18 protein-coding genes are annotated in these 19,427 nt (G+C 41.1%); 8 read left to right on the top strand and 10 right to left on the bottom strand.

Annotation, left to right across the window (positions count from 1 at the left end; genetic code table 11):
- Positions 1-38 precede the first annotated feature (38 nt).
- The 4 genes from ABJH98_RS04910 to ABJH98_RS04895 all read right to left on the bottom strand — a co-directional run bounded on the left by ABJH98_RS04910 (position 39) and on the right by ABJH98_RS04895 (position 2,960).
- Positions 39-509, bottom strand: coding sequence for a nucleoside triphosphate pyrophosphohydrolase family protein (locus ABJH98_RS04910; protein ID WP_348306515.1), 471 nt, complete (start codon positions 507-509; stop codon positions 39-41).
- An 82-nt stretch (positions 510-591) separates the two neighbouring features.
- Complete coding sequence (locus ABJH98_RS04905) at positions 592-702, bottom strand: MetS family NSS transporter small subunit (protein ID WP_348306514.1); 111 nt, start codon at positions 700-702, stop codon at positions 592-594.
- Positions 699-2,192, bottom strand: a complete 1,494-nt coding sequence (locus ABJH98_RS04900; RefSeq protein WP_348306513.1) for a sodium-dependent transporter — start codon at positions 2,190-2,192, stop codon at positions 699-701. Before ABJH98_RS04900 ends, ABJH98_RS04905 begins: the two co-directional genes overlap by 4 nt.
- A 189-nt stretch (positions 2,193-2,381) precedes the next feature.
- Positions 2,382-2,960, bottom strand: a complete 579-nt coding sequence (locus ABJH98_RS04895) for a YceI family protein (RefSeq protein WP_348306512.1) — start codon at positions 2,958-2,960, stop codon at positions 2,382-2,384.
- Between the two features lie 96 nt (positions 2,961-3,056).
- Between ABJH98_RS04895 and ABJH98_RS04890 the strand changes: the two genes are divergently transcribed.
- The 7 genes from ABJH98_RS04890 to ABJH98_RS04860 all read left to right on the top strand — a co-directional run bounded on the left by ABJH98_RS04890 (position 3,057) and on the right by ABJH98_RS04860 (position 9,357).
- Complete coding sequence (locus tag ABJH98_RS04890; protein WP_348306511.1) at positions 3,057-3,563, top strand: TlpA disulfide reductase family protein; 507 nt, start codon at positions 3,057-3,059, stop codon at positions 3,561-3,563.
- Between the two features lies 1 nt (position 3,564).
- Positions 3,565-5,043, top strand: coding sequence for a Na+/H+ antiporter NhaC family protein (locus ABJH98_RS04885; protein WP_348306510.1), 1,479 nt, complete (start codon positions 3,565-3,567; stop codon positions 5,041-5,043).
- Between the two features lie 114 nt (positions 5,044-5,157).
- Positions 5,158-6,345: a hypothetical protein gene (locus tag ABJH98_RS04880; RefSeq protein WP_348306509.1), complete on the top strand. Its 1,188-nt coding sequence runs from the start codon at positions 5,158-5,160 to the stop codon at positions 6,343-6,345.
- 78 nt (positions 6,346-6,423) lie between these two features.
- Positions 6,424-6,768, top strand: a complete 345-nt coding sequence (locus ABJH98_RS04875; RefSeq protein ID WP_348306508.1) for a nuclear transport factor 2 family protein — start codon at positions 6,424-6,426, stop codon at positions 6,766-6,768.
- A 287-nt stretch (positions 6,769-7,055) separates the two neighbouring features.
- The gene (locus tag ABJH98_RS04870) at positions 7,056-7,781 is read left to right on the top strand and encodes a hypothetical protein (protein WP_348306507.1); all 726 of its coding nucleotides are present in this window, start codon (positions 7,056-7,058) and stop codon (positions 7,779-7,781) included.
- Between the two features lie 216 nt (positions 7,782-7,997).
- Positions 7,998-8,672: a DUF6624 domain-containing protein gene (locus tag ABJH98_RS04865; protein WP_348306506.1), complete on the top strand. Its 675-nt coding sequence runs from the start codon at positions 7,998-8,000 to the stop codon at positions 8,670-8,672.
- Between the two features lie 184 nt (positions 8,673-8,856).
- Positions 8,857-9,357 carry a hypothetical protein gene (locus ABJH98_RS04860; RefSeq protein ID WP_348306505.1) on the top strand — a complete coding sequence of 167 codons (501 nt, stop codon included), beginning with the start codon at positions 8,857-8,859 and terminating at the stop codon, positions 9,355-9,357.
- A gap of 813 nt (positions 9,358-10,170) precedes the next feature.
- Here the strand turns inward: ABJH98_RS04860 and ABJH98_RS04855 are convergent.
- The 4 genes from ABJH98_RS04855 to ABJH98_RS04840 all read right to left on the bottom strand — a co-directional run bounded on the left by ABJH98_RS04855 (position 10,171) and on the right by ABJH98_RS04840 (position 15,698).
- Positions 10,171-11,169, bottom strand: coding sequence for a metal-dependent hydrolase (locus ABJH98_RS04855; protein ID WP_348306504.1), 999 nt, complete (start codon positions 11,167-11,169; stop codon positions 10,171-10,173).
- A gap of 27 nt (positions 11,170-11,196) precedes the next feature.
- A complete protein-coding gene (locus tag ABJH98_RS04850) occupies positions 11,197-11,664 on the bottom strand; it encodes a hypothetical protein (RefSeq protein ID WP_348306503.1) in 468 nt (155 codons plus the stop codon).
- Between the two features lie 81 nt (positions 11,665-11,745).
- Positions 11,746-14,565 (bottom strand): CHAT domain-containing protein, encoded by a 2,820-nt coding sequence (locus ABJH98_RS04845; RefSeq protein WP_348306502.1) that lies wholly within the window; start codon positions 14,563-14,565, stop codon positions 11,746-11,748.
- Between the two features lie 83 nt (positions 14,566-14,648).
- Positions 14,649-15,698, bottom strand: coding sequence for an LD-carboxypeptidase (locus ABJH98_RS04840; RefSeq protein WP_348306501.1), 1,050 nt, complete (start codon positions 15,696-15,698; stop codon positions 14,649-14,651).
- A gap of 115 nt (positions 15,699-15,813) precedes the next feature.
- Here ABJH98_RS04840 and ABJH98_RS04835 point away from each other — a divergent pair, with 115 nt between their 5' ends.
- The gene (locus ABJH98_RS04835; protein ID WP_348306500.1) at positions 15,814-16,476 is read left to right on the top strand and encodes a SemiSWEET family transporter; all 663 of its coding nucleotides are present in this window, start codon (positions 15,814-15,816) and stop codon (positions 16,474-16,476) included.
- Here ABJH98_RS04835 and ABJH98_RS04830 read toward each other — a convergent pair.
- The gene (locus ABJH98_RS04830) at positions 16,473-18,746 is read right to left on the bottom strand and encodes a TonB-dependent receptor (RefSeq protein ID WP_348306499.1); all 2,274 of its coding nucleotides are present in this window, start codon (positions 18,744-18,746) and stop codon (positions 16,473-16,475) included. The genes ABJH98_RS04835 and ABJH98_RS04830 overlap by 4 nt on opposite strands.
- 121 nt (positions 18,747-18,867) lie before the next feature.
- A complete protein-coding gene (locus tag ABJH98_RS04825) occupies positions 18,868-19,299 on the bottom strand; it encodes a transcriptional repressor (protein WP_348306498.1) in 432 nt (143 codons plus the stop codon).
- Positions 19,300-19,427: the final 128 nt, after the last annotated feature.

The following is a 19,427-nucleotide window of genomic DNA, read 5'->3' as shown; positions in this document are numbered from 1 at the left end:
TATTGGATTTGTTCGGAATGATGGTACGTTTTGGAAATCTACTCCCCTAATATCCCTTTCAAATCAGCAGGGGAATACGCTACAGATTTCAAAGTCTTGTCATCTTCTTTTCGGTAAACGAGGAACAAGCCATCCGCTTCTTTGATGTAGCTGTCGGTGTCTTTGTTTTCTTTGTAGTGCTTTACAGTGGCTTCAGCCTCTTCCCTAGTTTTGCAGGCTTTGCTCATATTCGAGCGCTGTACTTCGTTGAATAGCTCAACGAATTTGTTTCCCAAACCAAACTCCAAAACTGCACCGGACAAGACATATTGAATGTCGCAAAGGGCATCAGCTACTTCTACCAAGTCATTGTTGTCGATGGCTTCTTGTAGTTCTTTCAACTCTTCGGAGATCAATTCCACTCTCAATGCACACCGTTTGGCGTCCGGAATAGCAGGGGCATCTACTATAGGATGTTTGAAAGTTTTATGAAACTCTGCTACCTGATTGAGTGAATCTATCTTTTCCATGAAATTGATTGTTGCTTTTGAAAAATCGAAAACTCGAAATTCTTCATTCAGTACCTAAATCCCAAAAAATGTGGAAAAGTATCTATTCTTTCTTTTTCGATTCGTTTCGGATGGCTAGAGATAAGAAGTACACAAACCCGCCAATTACAATCCCGAGGATCACGATCATTCCGATTATTGCTGAAGTACTCATTTTTTAGAAGCGAATTTGTTATACAAAAATTTATTCATCAGGAAGCCAATCAGCATCACCCCTCCCCATTGAGTTAGGATAGAAGCATTGCTATAAACATCAAAGAAATTCCAATGGCCATTGGCATCGAACCAAGGATATTCACTATAACCCTGCGACAACCACCAGTAGATAAGAAACAATGCCAGAGCGATGTTTCCACTCATACAAATCACAAAATATTTGGTAGAAACTTTGAAATCAGAATCTTCATCCACCAACTCTTCTTTGAATTTCTTGGCTCCTGATTTGACTACTGCGAAAAGAATGAATAGCCCAGTCACAATGAGTCCCACTCCCCAAACCCAATCCTGATTAGTAAAGAAGTCAAGAGAATATGCTGAAGGAAAACCGAAAATGATAAAGAAAATGACTACCCGCGTCATCGCACTTTTACGAGAAAATCCCAGGTCATTCAGATTGCGGGTAAACAACTCAATCATGGGCAATAACGAGCTAAACGCTGCGAGAAACAAAGCCGTAAAAAAGACTATCGCCAAAATACCACCGCCCTGAAAGGTAGAAAACAACATAGGGATAATGGTAAAAGTCAACGCCTGATTGCCAGATTGCAAATAAGACACCGCGCCTTCATAAGAAGGGGCGAGCGCAAAAACTGCTGGTAGTATGGCTATTCCAGCCACCAGTGAAGCTGTATTGTTGCCAAAGGCACTAATGAAAGTATTTAATGTGACCTCTTCATTTTTTCTAGAGTAGGAAGACAAAGTCATCATCAAACCCCAGCCCGCTCCGGTCGACCATGCCGATTGCGTCAGGGCTTCTATCCAAATTCTGGAATTTGAAAAATCATCCCAATTGACCGAAAACATGTATTCCAATCCGAGAACACCATTTTCCATATTGAGGGCTATTGCTGCTATGATCAAGAGCAACACAAACAAACTAGGAATCAAAATGCGATTGGCTTTTTCCAATCCTTTTTGGATGCCTTTCGACAATACAAATACGCCTAGAAGTACATTTAAAATATAGAGTCCAATGGTCATCCAATTGCCATTCGAAATTGAATTCCAAAATTGATTGAGGTATTCTGGATTTTCGACGAGCTTCTCACCCAGGGTCTGACTTGAGAATAAATTAGCAATAGAAAAACCTAAGTAGCGCAATGCCCAGGCCGTCACTATGGAATAATAAAAGGCAATTCCTAACGTACAGATGGTTATAAAAAAGCCCATCCACGTATACTTTTTACCAGCCAATTGAGCATATGAACCTATAACACCTTTTTTGAATTTCTTACCAATAGAAAACTCAGCAAGCAATAAAGGAATGGACCAAATGAATAAAAATAAAATCCAAAGGATAATAAAGGTGCCACCATATTGTCCAGCTAATCTCGGAAATCGCCAGAGATTGCCGGCTCCAATCGCCATACCTAAGGAGGCAAGTACGATTCCCCATCGATTGCTAAACTGATCTGTTTGAGTCATAAATTGGTCGTTGTTCAGTCAAATTCGATCTGATTGAAGACAGATCGGAGTTATAAGATTCGCCAATATTATGGAAAAAACTGACAGAAAAAAAGAATAGTTATATCTGCGGAGTATTAGGAAAAATAGTACCAAAAAAAGAGGTCTTCTCTCGAAGACCTCTACCAATTCAAATAATTAATTTACTCGTCAAATTTTTACGAGTTCGAGATTCAACTTAACGTCCACATCTTCACCTACCACCAGACTACCTGTATCTAAAGTGTCATCCCATTTCAATTCATAATCAAAACGGTTGATGGTGAAGGCGGCTTTGAATCCGCTAATAGTTCGATTTCCCATATTAATCATACCACTAAAAGTAGCAGGGAAAGTTATTTTTTTGCTCACATCTCTTATTGTAAGTGTGCCAGTTACTTCGTACGTATCTCCATCCTTTTTCTTAAACGATTCGCTCACAAAAGACATTTGAGGGAACTGTGCGGCATTAAAAAAATCATCTTCTCTTAAATGCTTGTCTCTGGTTAAATTCTCCGTTGAAACGCTTTCTACTTTTACTTTCGCCTCTACCTTTGCGCCATCGAATGAATTCTTTTTGGACTCCAATTCGCAACTGAAATCTGTGAATTTCCCAGTTACCGTAGAAATAGTCATGTGTGAAACCTCAAACTGAATGGAGGAATGTGCTGGATCGGCCTTCCAACGGGTTTGAGATTGAACAGAATAAACTACAAAAATCGATAATAGTAATAGAAAAGCTTTTCTCATTTTGGGTTAATGTTTGTTTGATTGAATATAATCATTTTTAGAGACATTACCTATGAAAAATATGTATGTTTGGAATTTGATAAACACTGCTTGCTTATGAAGATCACTTATTTATCCTGTGTCATTGCCTTAGTCACCATCGGGTGCTCCACCCCTAATAACAAATCAGAAACTAGCAATGAAACTGCAGGAATTGCACCTCCTCCAAACGACAATTATTACATGCAGGCCACTGATGGCACTTATTATTATTTAGAGGAGCTCAAAGGAAAAAAAGTATTCATCAACTACTGGGCCACGTGGTGCAAGCCTTGTATTGCTGAAATGCCAGACATTCAAGCGGCAGCTGAAATTCTTGAAAAAGAAAACTATGTATTCTTTTTAGTATCTGATCAAGAAATGGAAAAGATAAAAGACTTCGAAAAGAAGAAAGGATTTAATCTCACATTCGCTAAACTGAATGGCAAAATACAAGATCTCAAAATCCAATCGCTGCCTACCACAGAAATCTACACAACGGAAGGCAAGCGAACGCAAAAAATATCGGGCGCTGTCAAATGGGACAGTGAAGGAATGTTGAAGACACTAAGAGCAGTAAACTAATATGAGTGAATATGGTTTTTGGTCTTTAGTACCTCCGTTGGTTGCCATTGGTCTGGCGCTGAGAACCAAACAAGTTTTTCTTTCACTCACTTTAGGCATTTGGATTGGATGGGTGATTATTGAAGGTGGCAACCCCTTGTCAGGATCGTTTGCTACACTCAATGCCTTCGTGGCGGTATTCGAAGATGCGGGAAATACCAGAACCATCATATTCACGCTACTCATTGGTGCTTTAATTGCCTTAATCCAAAGATCAGGCGGTGTAGCTGGTTTCATCGAATCGGTCAAGAACATACTTGAAAAACAAGAACAGAAAAACAGAAACAATCGGAAGTTGGTACAACTCTTTGCTTCCCTGACAGGAATTGTAATTTTCGTAGAATCCAACATCTCCATTCTCACGGTAGGCACACTCTACAGACCCATATTCGACAATCTAAAAATACCTAGAGAAAAACTGGCGTATCTGGCAGATTCCAGTTCAGCTCCATCTTGCATCATCTTCCCTTTTAATGCTTGGGGTGCGTACATTATGGGACTGCTGGTGATGCAAGGTTTTGATCGACCATTCGCCACCATGATGAGTTCTCTGCCTTACAACTTTTATCCATTTTTAGCGCTTGGCATTGTGGGTTATGTCATCTACTCTGGGAAGGACTACGGTCCAATGAAAAAAGCAGAAAAAAGAGCAAAGGAAGAAGGCAAGCTGATCGCTGATGACTCCACTCCCATGATTTCAGATGAAGTTTCAATGTTAGAGGCAAAAGAAGGCATTGCTCATAGGAGCTTCAATATGATACTTCCGATTGTCACTATGATCGTGATGATGCCAGTGATGTTAGTTTATACTGGATGGGGCAGTTTGGAATCTACCGAGGGCGGTTTCATAGATTTAGCTTTGCGAGCTATGGGACAAGGCTCTGGTTCTACTTCTGTACTGACAGCCGTAACCACTTCAATTGTAGTAGCCATTGCTTTGTATAAAGCACAGCGCCTGTTAGGGATCAAAGAAATGGTAGACCTTTCACTCAAAGGCATGTCAGGTATGGTATCTCTTGCCATCTTGATGGTTTTTGCTTTTGCGCTGGGTAGTCTATGCAAGGAACTCAAAACAGGGCTGTACGTAGCTGAGGTTTCCAAGGCCTGGCTTTCGCCCAATCTAGTGCCCGCTATTGTTTTTTTAGTGAGTTGTTTTATCGCCTTCAGTACAGGCACTTCATGGGGTACCTTTGCGATTATGATTTCGATAGCTGTACCAATGGCTCAGTCGATGGGCACTGATCCACATCTCGCTATCGCCGCAGCGATAGGTGGCGGTGTATTTGGAGATCACTGCTCTCCTATCTCAGATACCACGATTATCTCGTCTATGGCCTCGGCGAGTGACCATGTCGATCATGTCAACACGCAGCTGCCTTATGCCTTGACAGCAGGTGGCGTGACTTTGATCATGTATTTGATACTTGGCTTTTTGATGTGATGATTTCCAGATTGGAACCACCTTCTTAACTTTTCATTAACAATTGATAAGAAAATATTAACAGTCAAAGGGACATGGCTTGGCTTTATTTGAGCTTCAATAAAAAACCAAATCATGAAACTCAAATTAATCACCCTTTTAATCTTCGCACCTTTTTTACTTTTTGCTCAAACGGGCGAATTGACCATCCATCCGCACATTCGATTGCCTCAAGACAGCCTCACCAGCCAGCAACTAGTCCAGGCACTGAATGATTTTCTAGCTGCAGCTGCCAAACCCAATGAAGAGAACCAGTGGGTGCTAGCATCGCAACGCATCGAAACGCATATATTGCTCGACGAATTCAAAGACATCATGAAAAGCAAAGCTTTTGCGGATGATCAGTTCTATCAACCCTATCTCAATAATGTGATTGCCCTCAAAAAAGGTCAGTTTCTTATCCAGCTTTCCTACATAGGCACCAAGGACAATGAAAGCCATTTAAGAGCCAGTTTCGAACTTATCGCCCACCAATCCGACGATGCTTTTCTGTTCTCCTCTCCCCTTTTAAGAAACACCCGTGATTGGAAAACGGCCAAAGTGAACAACAACATCTTTCACTACGCTAAAACCATCAACGAAGAAAATGTGCAGACCTTCGGTCGATTGGCTGCAGCGTTTGATGAAAAGCTCAAAGTCGATAACAAAATCACCGAATTCTACTGCACTGAAAACCTAACGGCGCTACTCCAACTGATGGGCGTGAATTACCGATTGGACTACAATGGTGTTCGTCAGGCAAACTTCAGCTCTTCTCTGGGAGATAAAAAACTTATCCTTTTGGGCAATGACAACGCAACATTTCAAAATACAGATGCGCATGATCTGTGGCATGATCGTCTAAGCCTAAAGATCTCTAGAAGGAAAGTAAACAAACCCATCGACGAAGCTTGTGCCTACCTCTACGCTGGCAGCTGGGGACTAAGCTGGGAAGAGATCTTCAATCAATTCTGCGACAAAGTAGCCAACAACAAAAAAACGGACTGGACACAAATCAAAGAAGAGCCGGTAAACTTCGCTGAAACCCGAACCGAGCATCTCATAGCCGACTACGTGGTGAATGCGCTCTTCGTCCAGCAAATCGAAAAAGACCAGGGCTTTGCAGGCGTTTGGGAATTCCTGAACTGTGGACCATTCGAAAAAGGTAATGCCAACTACTATGCTGCACTAGAGCAGCTCACCGGCATCACACAAAAAGGCTACAACAAAGCGGTTTGGAAATTGATCGAAAAACAGAAGAAAATGGCGCTAGCCAACAACTAGAAATCTATTTCATTGAAGGTAAGATTTTATAGATTTACAGTACATGATTTTCAAGCGTTTTCAAACCAACACTGTCAAATGAAACCTAAAGAACTAGTCATCAAATGGATCGAAACCTTCAATGAGGGAAATGCTGAAAAGCTCGCAGCGCTGTATCACACGGATGCCATCAACCATCAGGTAGCCAACGAACCCGTAGCAGGAAAAGCAGCCATTCAGGCTATGTTTGTCGCAGAGTTTGAGGCGGCAGACATGACCTGCATTCCAGAGAATCTATTCGAAGATGGCGACTGGGCCATCCTAGAGTGGAAAGACCCTATGGGGCTCAGGGGCTGTGGTTTTTTCCATGTTATTGATGATAAGATCAAGTTTCAGCGGGGGTACTGGGACAAACTGTCGTTTATGAATAGGTACGGCGGATGAAATAAAAGCCACCCACTTGCAAACCCCTTGCAATTTTCTAGCAAATCCACTACTTTGTACACTGGTCTGTTTAGCAGCTAGACCTTGCCCGCCGAAGGGTTGGCCATGCCTGTCGGCAGACAAGCCTAACCGCAGCACTTCTGAGAAAAATTAAGCATATTATTAAACGTTTAACTAAATACATAATAGATATATGGTCACCTTTGTCACTATATCACTACGTTAGCGTTCAGTGCCATACATTTTCGGCTTAATTTTTGATGGATCACGTCTAAATAAATAATGAAATGAAAATAAAGAACTCTCTTATCATTTTAGCTGCTCTTAGTCTGATCAGTTGCAATGAAACAGAAATTAATCCTTTAGAAAAACTTCTTTTAGAGTTCAAAATCGAGGACCTTTCCTACAAATATTCATATAATGAAAATAATAGACTTCAACGCTTAACATACCCAAATGGCGCATATTACCTGTACCAGTATGAAAAAATGGCCGTGACTGAAGACTTTTATAGCAAAGATGATGAGAAAGTACAAACTTCTTTGTTGTCATTAAATGAGAGTGGGTTCGTGAAATATTCTTATTCGTATAACCTTCTAACTCAGGACACTATTTACTCTGAATATCTCTATTATCCTGATGACAGGTTACTTAGTGAAAAAATAACTGGTAAGAATCACTCTTATATTTATTACTACGATCGAAATGAAAAAGGTAATATCGAATATTTCTATCAAGAATATGATGATACAAGCCTTTCAATACCTCAAAAAACCGAACATACATTAGAATATTCCAATACACCTAATAAATTGAACTTTGAACAGAGAAGAATAAATCTTTATGGACTTCCAACACCTGATTTACGATCTGAAGATGTTACAGACAAGGTTACAATTAAATTTAACTATGAATTTGATTCAGAGGGTTATATAACCAAAAGGTTAGGATTGTATTATGTTAATGATAGTTTAGTTGATTCTCTGCAAATAAATTTGAAGTATAACTATTAGAATCGAAACGCTAACAATTTGTATGATATCATCCTGAAATCTGCTAGACGAGAGTTTTTTTGGTTTCTGGAAGCCCCACCAAAACTGCGTTTTGGCCTATCGTGAATCAAAAAAAGATATAGACCAAAACACAGCTTTGGCTATTTTGAATTCGAAACATTATCTTCATCAAAACGGACGCTACATACAGTGGCGTTGTACACAATATCTCAAAGAATGCAAAGAATCATTTTACTATCTATCATCGCCCTTTTTGGATCTTGCACAAAAAATCAAGATCAGAACAAAGAAAAAGCTATTGTAGAGTTCAATCAAGAATTAGCCAACGAACTGGCTCAAATGGTCGAAGTAGATCAAACTGCCGCATGGATTCCAGAAGGAAGGTTCAAAGAATATAGTAGAGAAGAATGGCAAGCTTACAAGGACAGTGTTTTTACAACCAATAAGAAAAGAGCTGAAGAAATGTTTAATGAACATGGATATCCAGGATTTGATTTGGTTGGCGAACAAGGCTCATTCGATTTTTGGTTAATCGTTCAACATTGTGACTTTGACCCAGAATTTCAGAAACAGGTACTATTAGCGATGGAAACGCAAATCTCAAAGGAAAATGCCAACAAAAGAAACTTTGCTTATCTAACCGATCGGGTAAATAAGAACATGGGAAAGAAACTCATTTACGGGACACAAGTAACTTATAATCGATTTGGTCAAGCTATTCCCCAATCCTTAGAAGATAGTGCGAATGTAGATGTACGAAGAGCCGATGTTGGATTAGAACCTCTTGTGGACTATCTAAATAGAATGACCGAAAGTCATTGGGAGATGAACAAAGAAAACATGATCAACCGTGGAATTACCGAACCGAAATTGCACGAAACAGCCAGATAAAAGTGTGTAACAAATGCTATGAATGAATGGGGTTTCATCGGTCAGGATATTTTGGTGGGGTCTGGAAAGTCCGCCACAAGTAATAAATTTAAATCAAGGCGTGGCTATGTACGAGACGAGAGGTTAGTGCTTTCTAATCCCCACTCATCATAGCTAGGTTAGCGATTATTCACAAGCATCATCAATGTTCCAAAAAGAAGCTTATTTCTCAATCATACCAATAATCTGCATTGGACTAATTTTTAGCGAATTCTTTATCAATCCAATATATAAAGAAGTGGCAGTCAAGGAAAAGAAAATATATAAAAGGGACTATTTCCTATATTTCAAAAATGATCATATTGAAGTTGATGAAAATCAATACTACAATACCCTAAAAGGTGACTCTGCAGTATTAGGCGTTGGATATTTTTCGAAAACTGTCCTAGAAGCCAAGGTGAATTCAACATACGGTAAGTTCCAAATTGGTCGAACAACGACAAGTAAAGAGATGCTTACAGTTCTGATTCCAATCTTCATTTTGGCTTTAACGGGTCTATTTAGTTTCGAAAATATTGATCGACTAACTAAAGGTAAAATCCCAAGCATTCTTTTATGGGTTCTGTATAGTGTATCCATGTTCGCTGGAACATTAGTGTCAATCAAGCTTCTATTTGTAGTTTTTGGCTCAGTAGAAAAACTCTAAAAAATCGCTAACAAGCTGTATAGGTTATGCCCATGCTCTCTTACCGAATCAATGCCAGAAGACGCTCCACCGATCCGATCGGAAGCAGTAGAATACCGAGGAATTGGCAGACTGTATCCGTAGCATTCTCGGATCAACAGAATTCCAGAAGACCGAGGTTGGCTGTGTAGATCGTATCGGTTACTTTAGTACTTTTAAGAGGCTCCAAGGGCACAAACCCATACAGAGTCGTTAATACAATTCCATCTGGCGCTCACTTGCAGTGAGTGACAAATCTACATACTGGCATCGCCTACCCAAGCGACCGCAGATCCAGCAAGGGATTCCCACAAACTTCAAATGGTGGGTATAAAGAAAAAGATGAGTTCCAGAAGTTTTCGGAATGACGGGTTTTGGCGTGGTTGTATATAATATAGAGCAACATCAATAATAGTGTAAAACCTGTCAACTTTTTTTTAGGACTACACCATAATCCCTCCGACCTCTGCAATAACCCCTCGGAAGACTGCAACATCCCCTCTAAGCGCTGCAATAACCTCTCGGAGGTCTGCAACATCCCCTCTGAACGCTGCAATGAGGTCTCGGAGGTCTGCAAGAACCCCTCGGAAGTCTGCACAAACCCCTCGGAGGGCTGCAATAACCCCTCGGAGCATTGCAAGAAGGTCTCGGAGGGCTGCATAAAGCTCTCAACACCCTGCACAAAACACCCACAAGTTGGCAGCGAAGCGCGGAATTATGTACTCATCGGGCTGATACAGCAGCAAAACCCGATAGGGATTGCCGCACTAGCAAAACCTAGCCTAAATCATCAAATCAATTCCCCTTTACACGCCTCCACAATTCGGTAAGTAGTTTTTTACCATCCCGTTTGTTTTTGGGTACTTCTGTGAAGGTGACTTGTCCGTTATCGTTTTCTTCGATTTGGTACTTAAAGACAAAGTCTTGTGCCTGAGGGTCCAAACTCAACAATCCAAAGCGTAGATCATTGAAATACAGTTTTCCATCTTGAGAACTGATCGTGTACCAGCCTTCTGATATAGCGATCATACGCTGCACGGGTGCTTTTTCTTTGAGGTCTCCCAATAACTCATGGTTTTTCGGGTAGGCTTCAAAAGTGATGGGTTGCGAATCAAAAAATGAATAATGTCCCAGCAAATAAGTCTTTTCAGTTTCAACATTCGCACTCCACAGGATGGTATTCATAGGAGACGGTCGAGTGTCTAGTTGAGTATAGGTGATATTTTGCGTTTTCAAGGCAGATTCAAATTGCGCAAATGCGATCCACTTCAGTAGAAAGGTAAGCAGCAAATAGGCGGTGCTCACATACAAACCCATGCGATTGTAAAACTGACGCTTTTCTGTCGTGCGTTTCTGTAGCATCGCCAAAATCAGAAACACCAAAAACGGCAAGGTGTACAGCGGGTCAATGACGAATATGGTTTTGAAGGCCAGTCGCAGATCGAAAGGCCAAAACAACTGCGTACCCCAAGTGGTATGTGCATCTAAAATCGGATGGGTCACAAAAGCCCAGAAAAACAACCAGGACCAACTTTTGAAATCTTTGAGGCTTTCATACCGAGACACCAACCAACCAAAAAGGGGCGCAAATAGTACCGAGAAAACAATCGAATGCGTAAATCCACGATGAACGGCCAGCGCAGTCACCGTATCTGTCACATGCGAGGCCAGTACGTCCAGGTCTGGAATGGTACCAGCTATAGCGCCATAGAGCATGGCTTTATTGCCTACCTTCTTACCCAAGACAGCCTCACCTACAGCTGCGCCTAATACTATTTGAGTTACCGAATCCATTGATTTGAAAATTGAAATTGACGCAAGTTATCTTGGAATAGAATCCTTTTTGGAAATAGCCAGGATTAAAAAAACCAAAGACAAGCACTCCAGAACCACGCGCCCCCAATGCCAATTGGCCCAGGTGACTAGTTCATTTTTCAATTCGGCTGCACTAAAGGCAGATTGAAAGAAGGCTTGATTCGTTTCTTTGAAGTAGACATAAAAACAAAAGACAAACAACATGGCAAATACAGATGAAATTAAAGCAAAGCGAAATCCTTGAGACTGGATTTTATAGAAGTAAACGGAAAGTGCTACCGGAATCAATAAGGCTACAATCGTCAGTATCGTATAGAATCGATTAATAGCAGGACCGAACTCCTGATAGTAACTGTAAAACTCAGTCGAAGACATGGATTGCCAATACGGAACGAGTAGCACCCCTTCTGTCATTTGACTCCCAACAAAAATGGAAAATACGGCAATCAGGTAATAGTAGAGTTGATTTTTCATTTTATATAATAGGTCTGTAATCACAATAGTTTTTTTCACCCTCCTAATAGAGCCATGAAAGCTAGCCATATTAAATTAAATTCAACGACCGACCAGGACAAAGGATGCCCAAAAGTATGGGGCTGGATATTCGTTTCGAAGTTCGTTTTGTGCCCGACGGAAGGCTTCCTTTTTTGGCACTTGCTCTTGAATCCAAAATTGGTAAAAAAGCGTCATGAGCTTTTGCGTAGCGGCATCAGACACCGTCCAAAGTGACATGATTGTGGCTCGTGCTCCTGCTGCTTGTAGGGCTCGATGCAGGCCATACACCCCTTCCCCATTTCTAATATCACCAATACCCGTCTCGCACGCTGACAACACCACCAACTCGGTTTGATCCAGATTCAAATTTTGCGCTTCATAAGCCGTCAAAACCCCATCACCACCTTCTTTCAAAGCTTGCTCAGCATTGGCCAAAAGCAAACCTGACCGCATCAAAGGATTTTGCTGATAGACTTTTGTATCCAAGCCATAAGAAGATGCCGTCTTTTCAATATCCTGATCCTTTAGAAAAAAACCATGCGTGGCGATATGCAATATCCTAGGATTAGCCACTTGCCTAATCACTTGTTCGGAAGCATTCGTTGCAGTAAAGACTTCCAGATCAGCTACTGCTTCTTGGAGTAGGGTTTCTATTTCCTCAATTTCTTTTTTTGTTCCAGGTAGCGGCGCGATTTTTCCATTTTTTTGGAGAAACCTGATCGTGGTATCGCTATAGATGGCTCTGGCCAAATACTCATTGGCAATGGATTTATGTTCTCCCACACTATTGTCCTCGTAGTCAGGAAACCCCATCAATACCGCGCCCGAAGCAGTTGCTATCTCCTGCTCGTCCAAAAGGACATTCGTGTTATTCACCAGTTCGATAGTCAGCTCATCGCAGAGATATGATTTATCTTTCGAATTCCACAGGGCACTCAAACTGAGCACATGAAACACCCCATCAGCTGAAAGGTACAATTTGTCAGCGGCTCCCATTTTCTGTTTGAGCGGTTGCCAATAGGTCTTATAACTTTCCGCATCTTCCATCTTATATCGGATTGAAGCTTGAAATCTTTTCAATGATGCCCCTTCCAGTCGCTCGCCATCAGGCCACACGACAAGAGCTGGCAACTGCCCATCCTTTTGATACACCAATCCTATATAAATAACCGAATCCGATTGGTGATTCTCGTAATAATTCAAGCGGATCAATTCAGCAGCTGCTTCATTTGGCTGCAGTTGCTCCTGCAGTAATCGCCAATCCATGTTGGATTTATTTTTCTTGAATGGCTGTACTTTCAGCGACAGCTCCTTTTCTAGCTCATTGGCCAGTTCGATCGAACTTTGGAGTTCCTCGGCTAAGGATTTTCTTTCATCTAGTGACAGGTTATAAATCTGTGAGATTCGCTTTTTCAGATCTTTCCATTGGGCATAACTGGCTATCAAATGTTTGTCCTGACTATTGACCACCGCTGTTTCAATCTTTTGTGTATTTTGAAATAAAAATCCTTTGGTGGCCAATCTCAGATTGAGCATCAATCCCAGCAGTTCGGGCTGCTTCTGGTGGTTTCTCAAAACGAACGACTGGAATATTTCGAAATTGATTGTAAACGATTCATAGAATTTGGTCAATTCAGCCTCAGACAAACCGCTCAAGTTTTCATCCAACTGATCCAACCAAATGTGCATGGCTGCATCGAATAGTTCGATGGCCTTTGCTACATCTCCTGATTTTTCGTGGACCAGTGCCAGATTTTGCAAGGCCATGGCATACTCCGGGTGCTTCGTACCTACTGCCACTCGCAAACACTTTTCAGCTTTCGAATAGTAATCAATCGCTTGATCCAAAAGAGAATTAGATTCATAATATTCCGCAAGGAATGTGCTAAAAACACCATAATCTCGATGCTCAGAACCAATACTCTTTTCGGCCATGTCTAGCGCTTCGATCAGCAACGCCTCCACTTCCTTTTCTTGATATTCGTGCACAGCCGCGAGTAGCAGTAAGGCACCTGCATGCTCAATACTTCCTTTGGCAAAGCCTTCTTCATATAGCGCAATAGCCTTCAAGCTATTTTCTTCGGCCTGATCATATTTACCTTGGCTGATATAAAAACTAGCCATATCCATATAGGCAGAGGCATGAAAGTAATTGTCAGACCAGAATTCATCCCGCAGATCATTCAGTATTTGCTGGTACAGTTTTTCAGCTAGGTCATATTTTTGCAGTGCTAAATACACATGAGCTTGCGCTTGCATGAGTCGAGACCGATCCATACCACCTTCCGCAGACTTCTCCAGAGATTCGTATTCAGCGATCGCTTTTTCGTAATTTCCTAATTTCAGATATACGCTAGCCAAATTCTCTCCAATCCGAAGGTATTCCAGTGCATCTTCAGGCAGCCGCTTTTGGTAATAGTCTTTGCAATAAAGTAGCAATCGCTCAGCATCTGAAAATTTACCAGTGGCTAAACAGCAGTCTGATAAGCCCTCTGCATAGTATACCTTGTCAGATTCATTCTTGCCTTTGGCTTCCTCCCAGACCCTTAGAGATTCTTGATACAGCAGTGTCGCCTGTGCAAACTCATTGTTCCGAAAATGTCTATAAGCCAGCTCATACGTGGCTTCAGAATAATCATAGGGCTTCTTGAGCCAATCTTGCCTCGCTAATTCGATAGCCTTTTCAAGCGCTTGGTATCCCTTCTTATACTTGCCACTAGACAACTCTGACATTCCTTTTTTGTATATCGACCGATACTCCTTTTGATCAGGTGAAATTTTTGTGTTGGCAGAAACATGAGGCGTATAAACACCAAATGAGAATAGGATGAGTAAGGAAAAAGATAGGAGCTTATGCCTATTAGGGAATTTAAATATCATGGAAGATCAATTATACAGATTTTCATTTTACAAAGGAGGAAAACAACTCCATGCACCTCCATATTTTAGAGCTGGCACCTAGACTAGAGCACTCCTGCTTCTAACAAGCTCAAACTCCCCTTTTCCACATCCAGTTCAGTTTGTATTCCAAAAGGCAAAGTAGCATTGTCATCAATATGACCGATGGGCAGGCCGTAGAGCACTGGCACATTCAAATCACCCAATCGATCTTTCAAAACATTTTCCAAACTGGTGGACAAAGCAAAATCAGGGTCGTCAGGTTTGGTTTCGCAACCATTGAATACGCCCATGGCGATGCCTTTGGCTTGCGCCAGTTTGCCAGAGTTGAGTAATTGGGTGAGCATACGATCTACGCGATAGGGCGACTCCCCTACATCTTCGATGAACACGATTTTATCCGTAAAATCAATATCATAAGGCGTGCCCATCAAGGAACACATCAGGCTTAAGTTGCCCCCTACCAGCGCACCTTCGGCTACACCTTCTACAATTGACAAAGATTGGAACGCTGGATCTTGATTCTCCTTCCAGTCCTTCGGTCTTTCAAATTTGGCAGCCTTGCCTTTCATCAAGACTTGTTCGAATCCCTTTTCGGTAAACTCCGAATACTCCGAAGCGCCTACGGGGCCATGAAAACACACCAAACCTGTTTTTTGGTGAATACCATAAAGTAACGCAGTGATGTCGCTATAGCCGATCAATACTTTCGGATTGGCTTTGATCAAGTCATAGTTGATATTGGGTAACAATCGACCGGAACCATAGCCTCCTCGCGCACAAACGATCCCGTCGATATTGGAATCTCCGAACATCTGATGCAAGTCGTCCAAACGCTGCTGATCGGTGCCAGCTAAGAAACCTTTGCGCACGCTCATGTTGTCCGTGTACTTGACTACAAAGCCCATGGCCTCGAGATTCTCTACTGCCTTTTCAAATGCTTGTCTGGTGACTGCACTAGCAGGTGTGATCAAACCAATGGTATCGCCTTTTTTTATGGCCTTGGGTTTAATTAATTGTAAACCTTCACTGGTTTGGGCATTAGCCATATTGATGGTGAGCAAGGAAGCCGCAGAGGCCACAGCAGATTTTTTCACAAAACTTCTTCGATCCATAACATCGAAAATAGGGAATTCGCGTAGAAGTTGAAGGTTAATCAATAATATATTGGCAAAATTGATGGGTTCATGAATTCTTCAATCAGATTTGCCCTGTCTAATCATTTTACTTATGGATTTTTATGCTCCCTTGTTCGGTTATCTAGCCGTCGTATTCACCATCTCCAGTTTTGTTCCACAGGTTTGGCAGTCGCTCAGAACGAGATCAGTGGAAGATTTGTCACTTTGGACCTTGATCATTTTTGTCTGTTCGTCTAGTTCGTGGCTGATTTATGGCGTGTTGATCATTGATTTACCCATTATTATTACGAATGCTATTGTCTTCACTTTGCAATTGGCCTTGCTTGTACTCAAACTCAAACACAACGGTCCCCGCCAACCCAAGACCAAAATTGAACATGCCGCCATCTGGGTCAAAGATTTAGAAGGCATGAGTGAGTTTTATGCCAAATACTTTCAAGCAACAAAGGGTTCTAAATATGAAAACCCAGCTAAGAACTTCAGTTCCTACTTCTTGAAGTTTGATCATCGAAAAACCCGAATTGAATTGATGCACAACCCTGAGTATTTACCGAAACTAGAAAATGGTGTCAAATTCAATGGCATGGCACACTTAGCTTTCTCGGTCGGAACTAAGCAGCGTGTAGACGAATTGACTCATCAATTCAAAACTGATGGCTATACCATATTAGGAGAACCAAGAACCACAGGAGACGGCTACTACGAAAGCGTAGTGGCAGACCCAGAAGGCAATACGATTGAGATTACCATTTAACTGCTCCAATTCCATCGAATAGAGAAACTGAAATTACGTCCTGGGTTGAAAATTCCATCACTTTTTAGTCTGGACAAGTGATCTATGTATTCGTTGTCTAAAATATTATTTACCCCAATTTGCCAAACTAATCCGCCTTTTTGGAAAGGGGTTTCTACGTTGATTCCAGCATGTAGCAAGCCGTAACTATCTGAAGGTGTTTCATCCAGACCTACCCGATCCTGATCCATTTTGTACACATGCTCTATGAAAATATTTTTGAATTCTACCCAACCTTCATTGTTGAATTCAGCTTTGACTTTACTGCTGAATCGGTTGGCAGGAATAAGCGGTAAAGGATCCCCATATTTATCTTCAGCCGTTACACTACTAAAACTACTTTCGATATGTAGCCAATGAATCTGATGTGGATGGTAGTGTAAACTCACTTCTCCCCCATACAGTTTGGCATTGGTTTGATCATAATCAAAAACAGGAAAGTCCTCAATTATTTCCGTACTTGGTTGCAAATAAATATACTTATTGATATAGTTAAAGAAAGGACTCACACCTATGTGAAAATGCTCTGAATTCAACTCAAATGTCAGATCTGCTTGAGCCGCTCGTTCACTTTCCAAATTGCGATTGCCACGCTCATAACGAAGAGAGCCATGATGCACGCCATCGGAAAGTAGTTCAGCCGTATTTGGCGGACGAAATCCTGAAGAAACATTCGTTTTCAATGTCAACTGATTCCAGGCTTTAGATACACCAAAGGAACCATTGAAACCTGTGAAAGTTTCGTTGAAGGCTAGAATACTGCCATCTTCCGTTACCGTCGTTTCAGTGTCCAACTTTCTCATATCCAATCGAAATCCTCCTTGCCATTCAAAGTCATTCTCAGAACTGTGATTGACCACTGAATAAATACCAAAATCGAATGTGCTCGCATCAGGAATAAGAATCTCTTCTCCAAAATTCTCATTGGTTTGATACATGCCTTGCACACCGGTAGTCAAAAACGTTTTGTGAGAGGACAGTTCAAACTTGCTCTTTAGATTGTAAGTAAAAGTATTCAGCAACATATCCAATGCTACTTCAGCCTCTCCATGCTCATCGTGTTCTTCTTCTTCTTCTTCATGTTCTCCTTCTTCCTCTTCATGCTCATGATGCTCTTCAATTTCTTTACGACGATTGCTTGTAAACCCCACTATAGCGCTGATTTCATTTTCACCCAAATAGAAAGTGTTTTCAAGACTTATTATATGTTGGCTGATCTCCTGATAAGGAGCCTCCATTTCGCGTTCCACTTCACTAGAGTATGAGGCTTCTTCAGGAATGCCAATGTTGTTTTTCAAAAAACTGTAACGGATATTGCCTACCCAGTTTTTTCTATGATAACCTAAGGCCGATTTTATGGAAATATCGTTGAACCTAGTATTAACCACTCGCTGATCATTGGGTATTTGATAATCTACATGATTGCCATAGGCTCCAAATAAATTCCACTTGATTCTGTTTTTATTCACTTTGAAACCCAAGCTACTTTTGTACCCCTTAGTATTAGACGTATATCCCGAAGCAGCAAATCCTTCTATCTTATCCTCTTGTGTGTATCGCTCATCTACTAAGTACAATACTCCACCAAGCGCATCTGCACCATAAAGTAAAGAAGCAGGCCCTTTAACTACCTCTACCCTTTCGATTCCTAAAGCATTTTCGCCCAACCCATGTTCTCCACCGAACTGTTGATTTTCTAAACGTGTATTTTGTGAATAGACCACAATCCGATTACCTGTAAGACCACGAATCACTGGTTTTCCAATGCCAGAACCGGTGCTGATTTGCTCTACACCAGGAATCTGAGTAATGGCCATCACCAAAGTGGGAGGTGAACTAAAATTCAAATCTACCATAGATTGTTGTTCTATGCTCACTACATTTTCACTTCCTAACTTACCGCCAGGCACAGCTATCACCACTTCATCCAATTGCAAATGGGAAGGTTCAAGTTGAAAAACATTATTGTCCAAGTGTTTTATATCCACATGCTGAACCAATGTCTTGTAACCCATGTATGAAATTTGCAAGGTCATTTTGGTAAGTATAGAAACATCCAACTTAAAATGACCAGACTCATTAGTTCGGGTTCCACTTTGGGTTTCTTCTATGTAAATGTTGGCAAATTCTATGGGTTTATTTGTGTCAGCATTTTTGACCTGCCCATTGAAGACCTGTCCAAATGTGATAGAAGAATAAAATAGTAAAAGAGATAAGAGAAGCTTATTCATGTCGAAATTTTAAATGCAATGATGTTGCAAATATAGAGTTGAATAAATTATGTGCAACATTATTGCAAATAATAATTTATGGGTTGTGATGAGCGGCAATCAATGACATTTAAGTGGTGGACTAATTAGGTGCAGGGTCACATTTTTGGCAAATACCATTGACAATAATGTCAACAGACTGTGCTCTATAGTCCTTAGGAAGCTTGAAAGCTGGCAATTGTATATGCTCCTCTATACACTCCAGTTGTCCACAAGTGGTACATTTAAAATGAACATGATCATGCTGGTGTGAATCAGGGCTACAGGTATCAAAACAAATCCCGTAAGATGCAATTCCGTTGTCATTGGGGATTTTATGTAATACACCGCTATCAATGAAACTATGTAGCGTTCTATAAAGTGTGACTCGATCATAGTCTGTCAGAGTATCCTCTAAATCCTTTTGCGATAAAGCCCTCTTTTGATTGATAAAAAACTCCAGCACGTCTAATCGACAATCCGTGATACGCAGGCTGTGTTTTTTTAGAATCTCTTGTCTTTTCGTTGCTTCCATAGTCGTAAAATTAATCATTAATGCAACAAAATTGCATTAATTAAAATGGCAAAATAAAAATCGCTACAGTAATTTTTCAGTACTACAATGTGCGTACGTCGTCAGCGATTTGCTGTTTGTCTTGAGTG

It is taken from the genome of Reichenbachiella sp., assembly GCF_039969095.1.
Lineage (GTDB): Bacteria > Bacteroidota > Bacteroidia > Cytophagales > Cyclobacteriaceae > Reichenbachiella.
The sequence above is the reverse complement of the archived record's forward strand: the minus strand, read 5'-3'. Positions and strand labels throughout refer to the sequence as shown.

Coding starts and splice junctions, on each gene's coding strand:
- ABJH98_RS04910 (WP_348306515.1), bottom strand. CDS start 509: ATGGAAAAGATAGATTCACTCAATCAGGTAGCAGAGTTTCATAAAACT.
- ABJH98_RS04905 (WP_348306514.1), bottom strand. CDS start 702: ATGAGTACTTCAGCAATAATCGGAATGATCGTGATCCTCGGGATTGTA.
- ABJH98_RS04900 (WP_348306513.1), bottom strand. CDS start 2,192: ATGACTCAAACAGATCAGTTTAGCAATCGATGGGGAATCGTACTTGCC.
- ABJH98_RS04895 (WP_348306512.1), bottom strand. CDS start 2,960: ATGAGAAAAGCTTTTCTATTACTATTATCGATTTTTGTAGTTTATTCT.
- ABJH98_RS04890 (WP_348306511.1), top strand. CDS start 3,057: ATGAAGATCACTTATTTATCCTGTGTCATTGCCTTAGTCACCATCGGG.
- ABJH98_RS04885 (WP_348306510.1), top strand. CDS start 3,565: ATGAGTGAATATGGTTTTTGGTCTTTAGTACCTCCGTTGGTTGCCATT.
- ABJH98_RS04880 (WP_348306509.1), top strand. CDS start 5,158: ATGAAACTCAAATTAATCACCCTTTTAATCTTCGCACCTTTTTTACTT.
- ABJH98_RS04875 (WP_348306508.1), top strand. CDS start 6,424: ATGAAACCTAAAGAACTAGTCATCAAATGGATCGAAACCTTCAATGAG.
- ABJH98_RS04870 (WP_348306507.1), top strand. CDS start 7,056: ATGAAAATAAAGAACTCTCTTATCATTTTAGCTGCTCTTAGTCTGATC.
- ABJH98_RS04865 (WP_348306506.1), top strand. CDS start 7,998: ATGCAAAGAATCATTTTACTATCTATCATCGCCCTTTTTGGATCTTGC.
- ABJH98_RS04860 (WP_348306505.1), top strand. CDS start 8,857: ATGTTCCAAAAAGAAGCTTATTTCTCAATCATACCAATAATCTGCATT.
- ABJH98_RS04855 (WP_348306504.1), bottom strand. CDS start 11,169: ATGGATTCGGTAACTCAAATAGTATTAGGCGCAGCTGTAGGTGAGGCT.
- ABJH98_RS04850 (WP_348306503.1), bottom strand. CDS start 11,664: ATGAAAAATCAACTCTACTATTACCTGATTGCCGTATTTTCCATTTTT.
- ABJH98_RS04845 (WP_348306502.1), bottom strand. CDS start 14,565: ATGATATTTAAATTCCCTAATAGGCATAAGCTCCTATCTTTTTCCTTA.
- ABJH98_RS04840 (WP_348306501.1), bottom strand. CDS start 15,698: ATGGATCGAAGAAGTTTTGTGAAAAAATCTGCTGTGGCCTCTGCGGCT.
- ABJH98_RS04835 (WP_348306500.1), top strand. CDS start 15,814: ATGGATTTTTATGCTCCCTTGTTCGGTTATCTAGCCGTCGTATTCACC.
- ABJH98_RS04830 (WP_348306499.1), bottom strand. CDS start 18,746: ATGAATAAGCTTCTCTTATCTCTTTTACTATTTTATTCTTCTATCACA.
- ABJH98_RS04825 (WP_348306498.1), bottom strand. CDS start 19,299: ATGGAAGCAACGAAAAGACAAGAGATTCTAAAAAAACACAGCCTGCGT.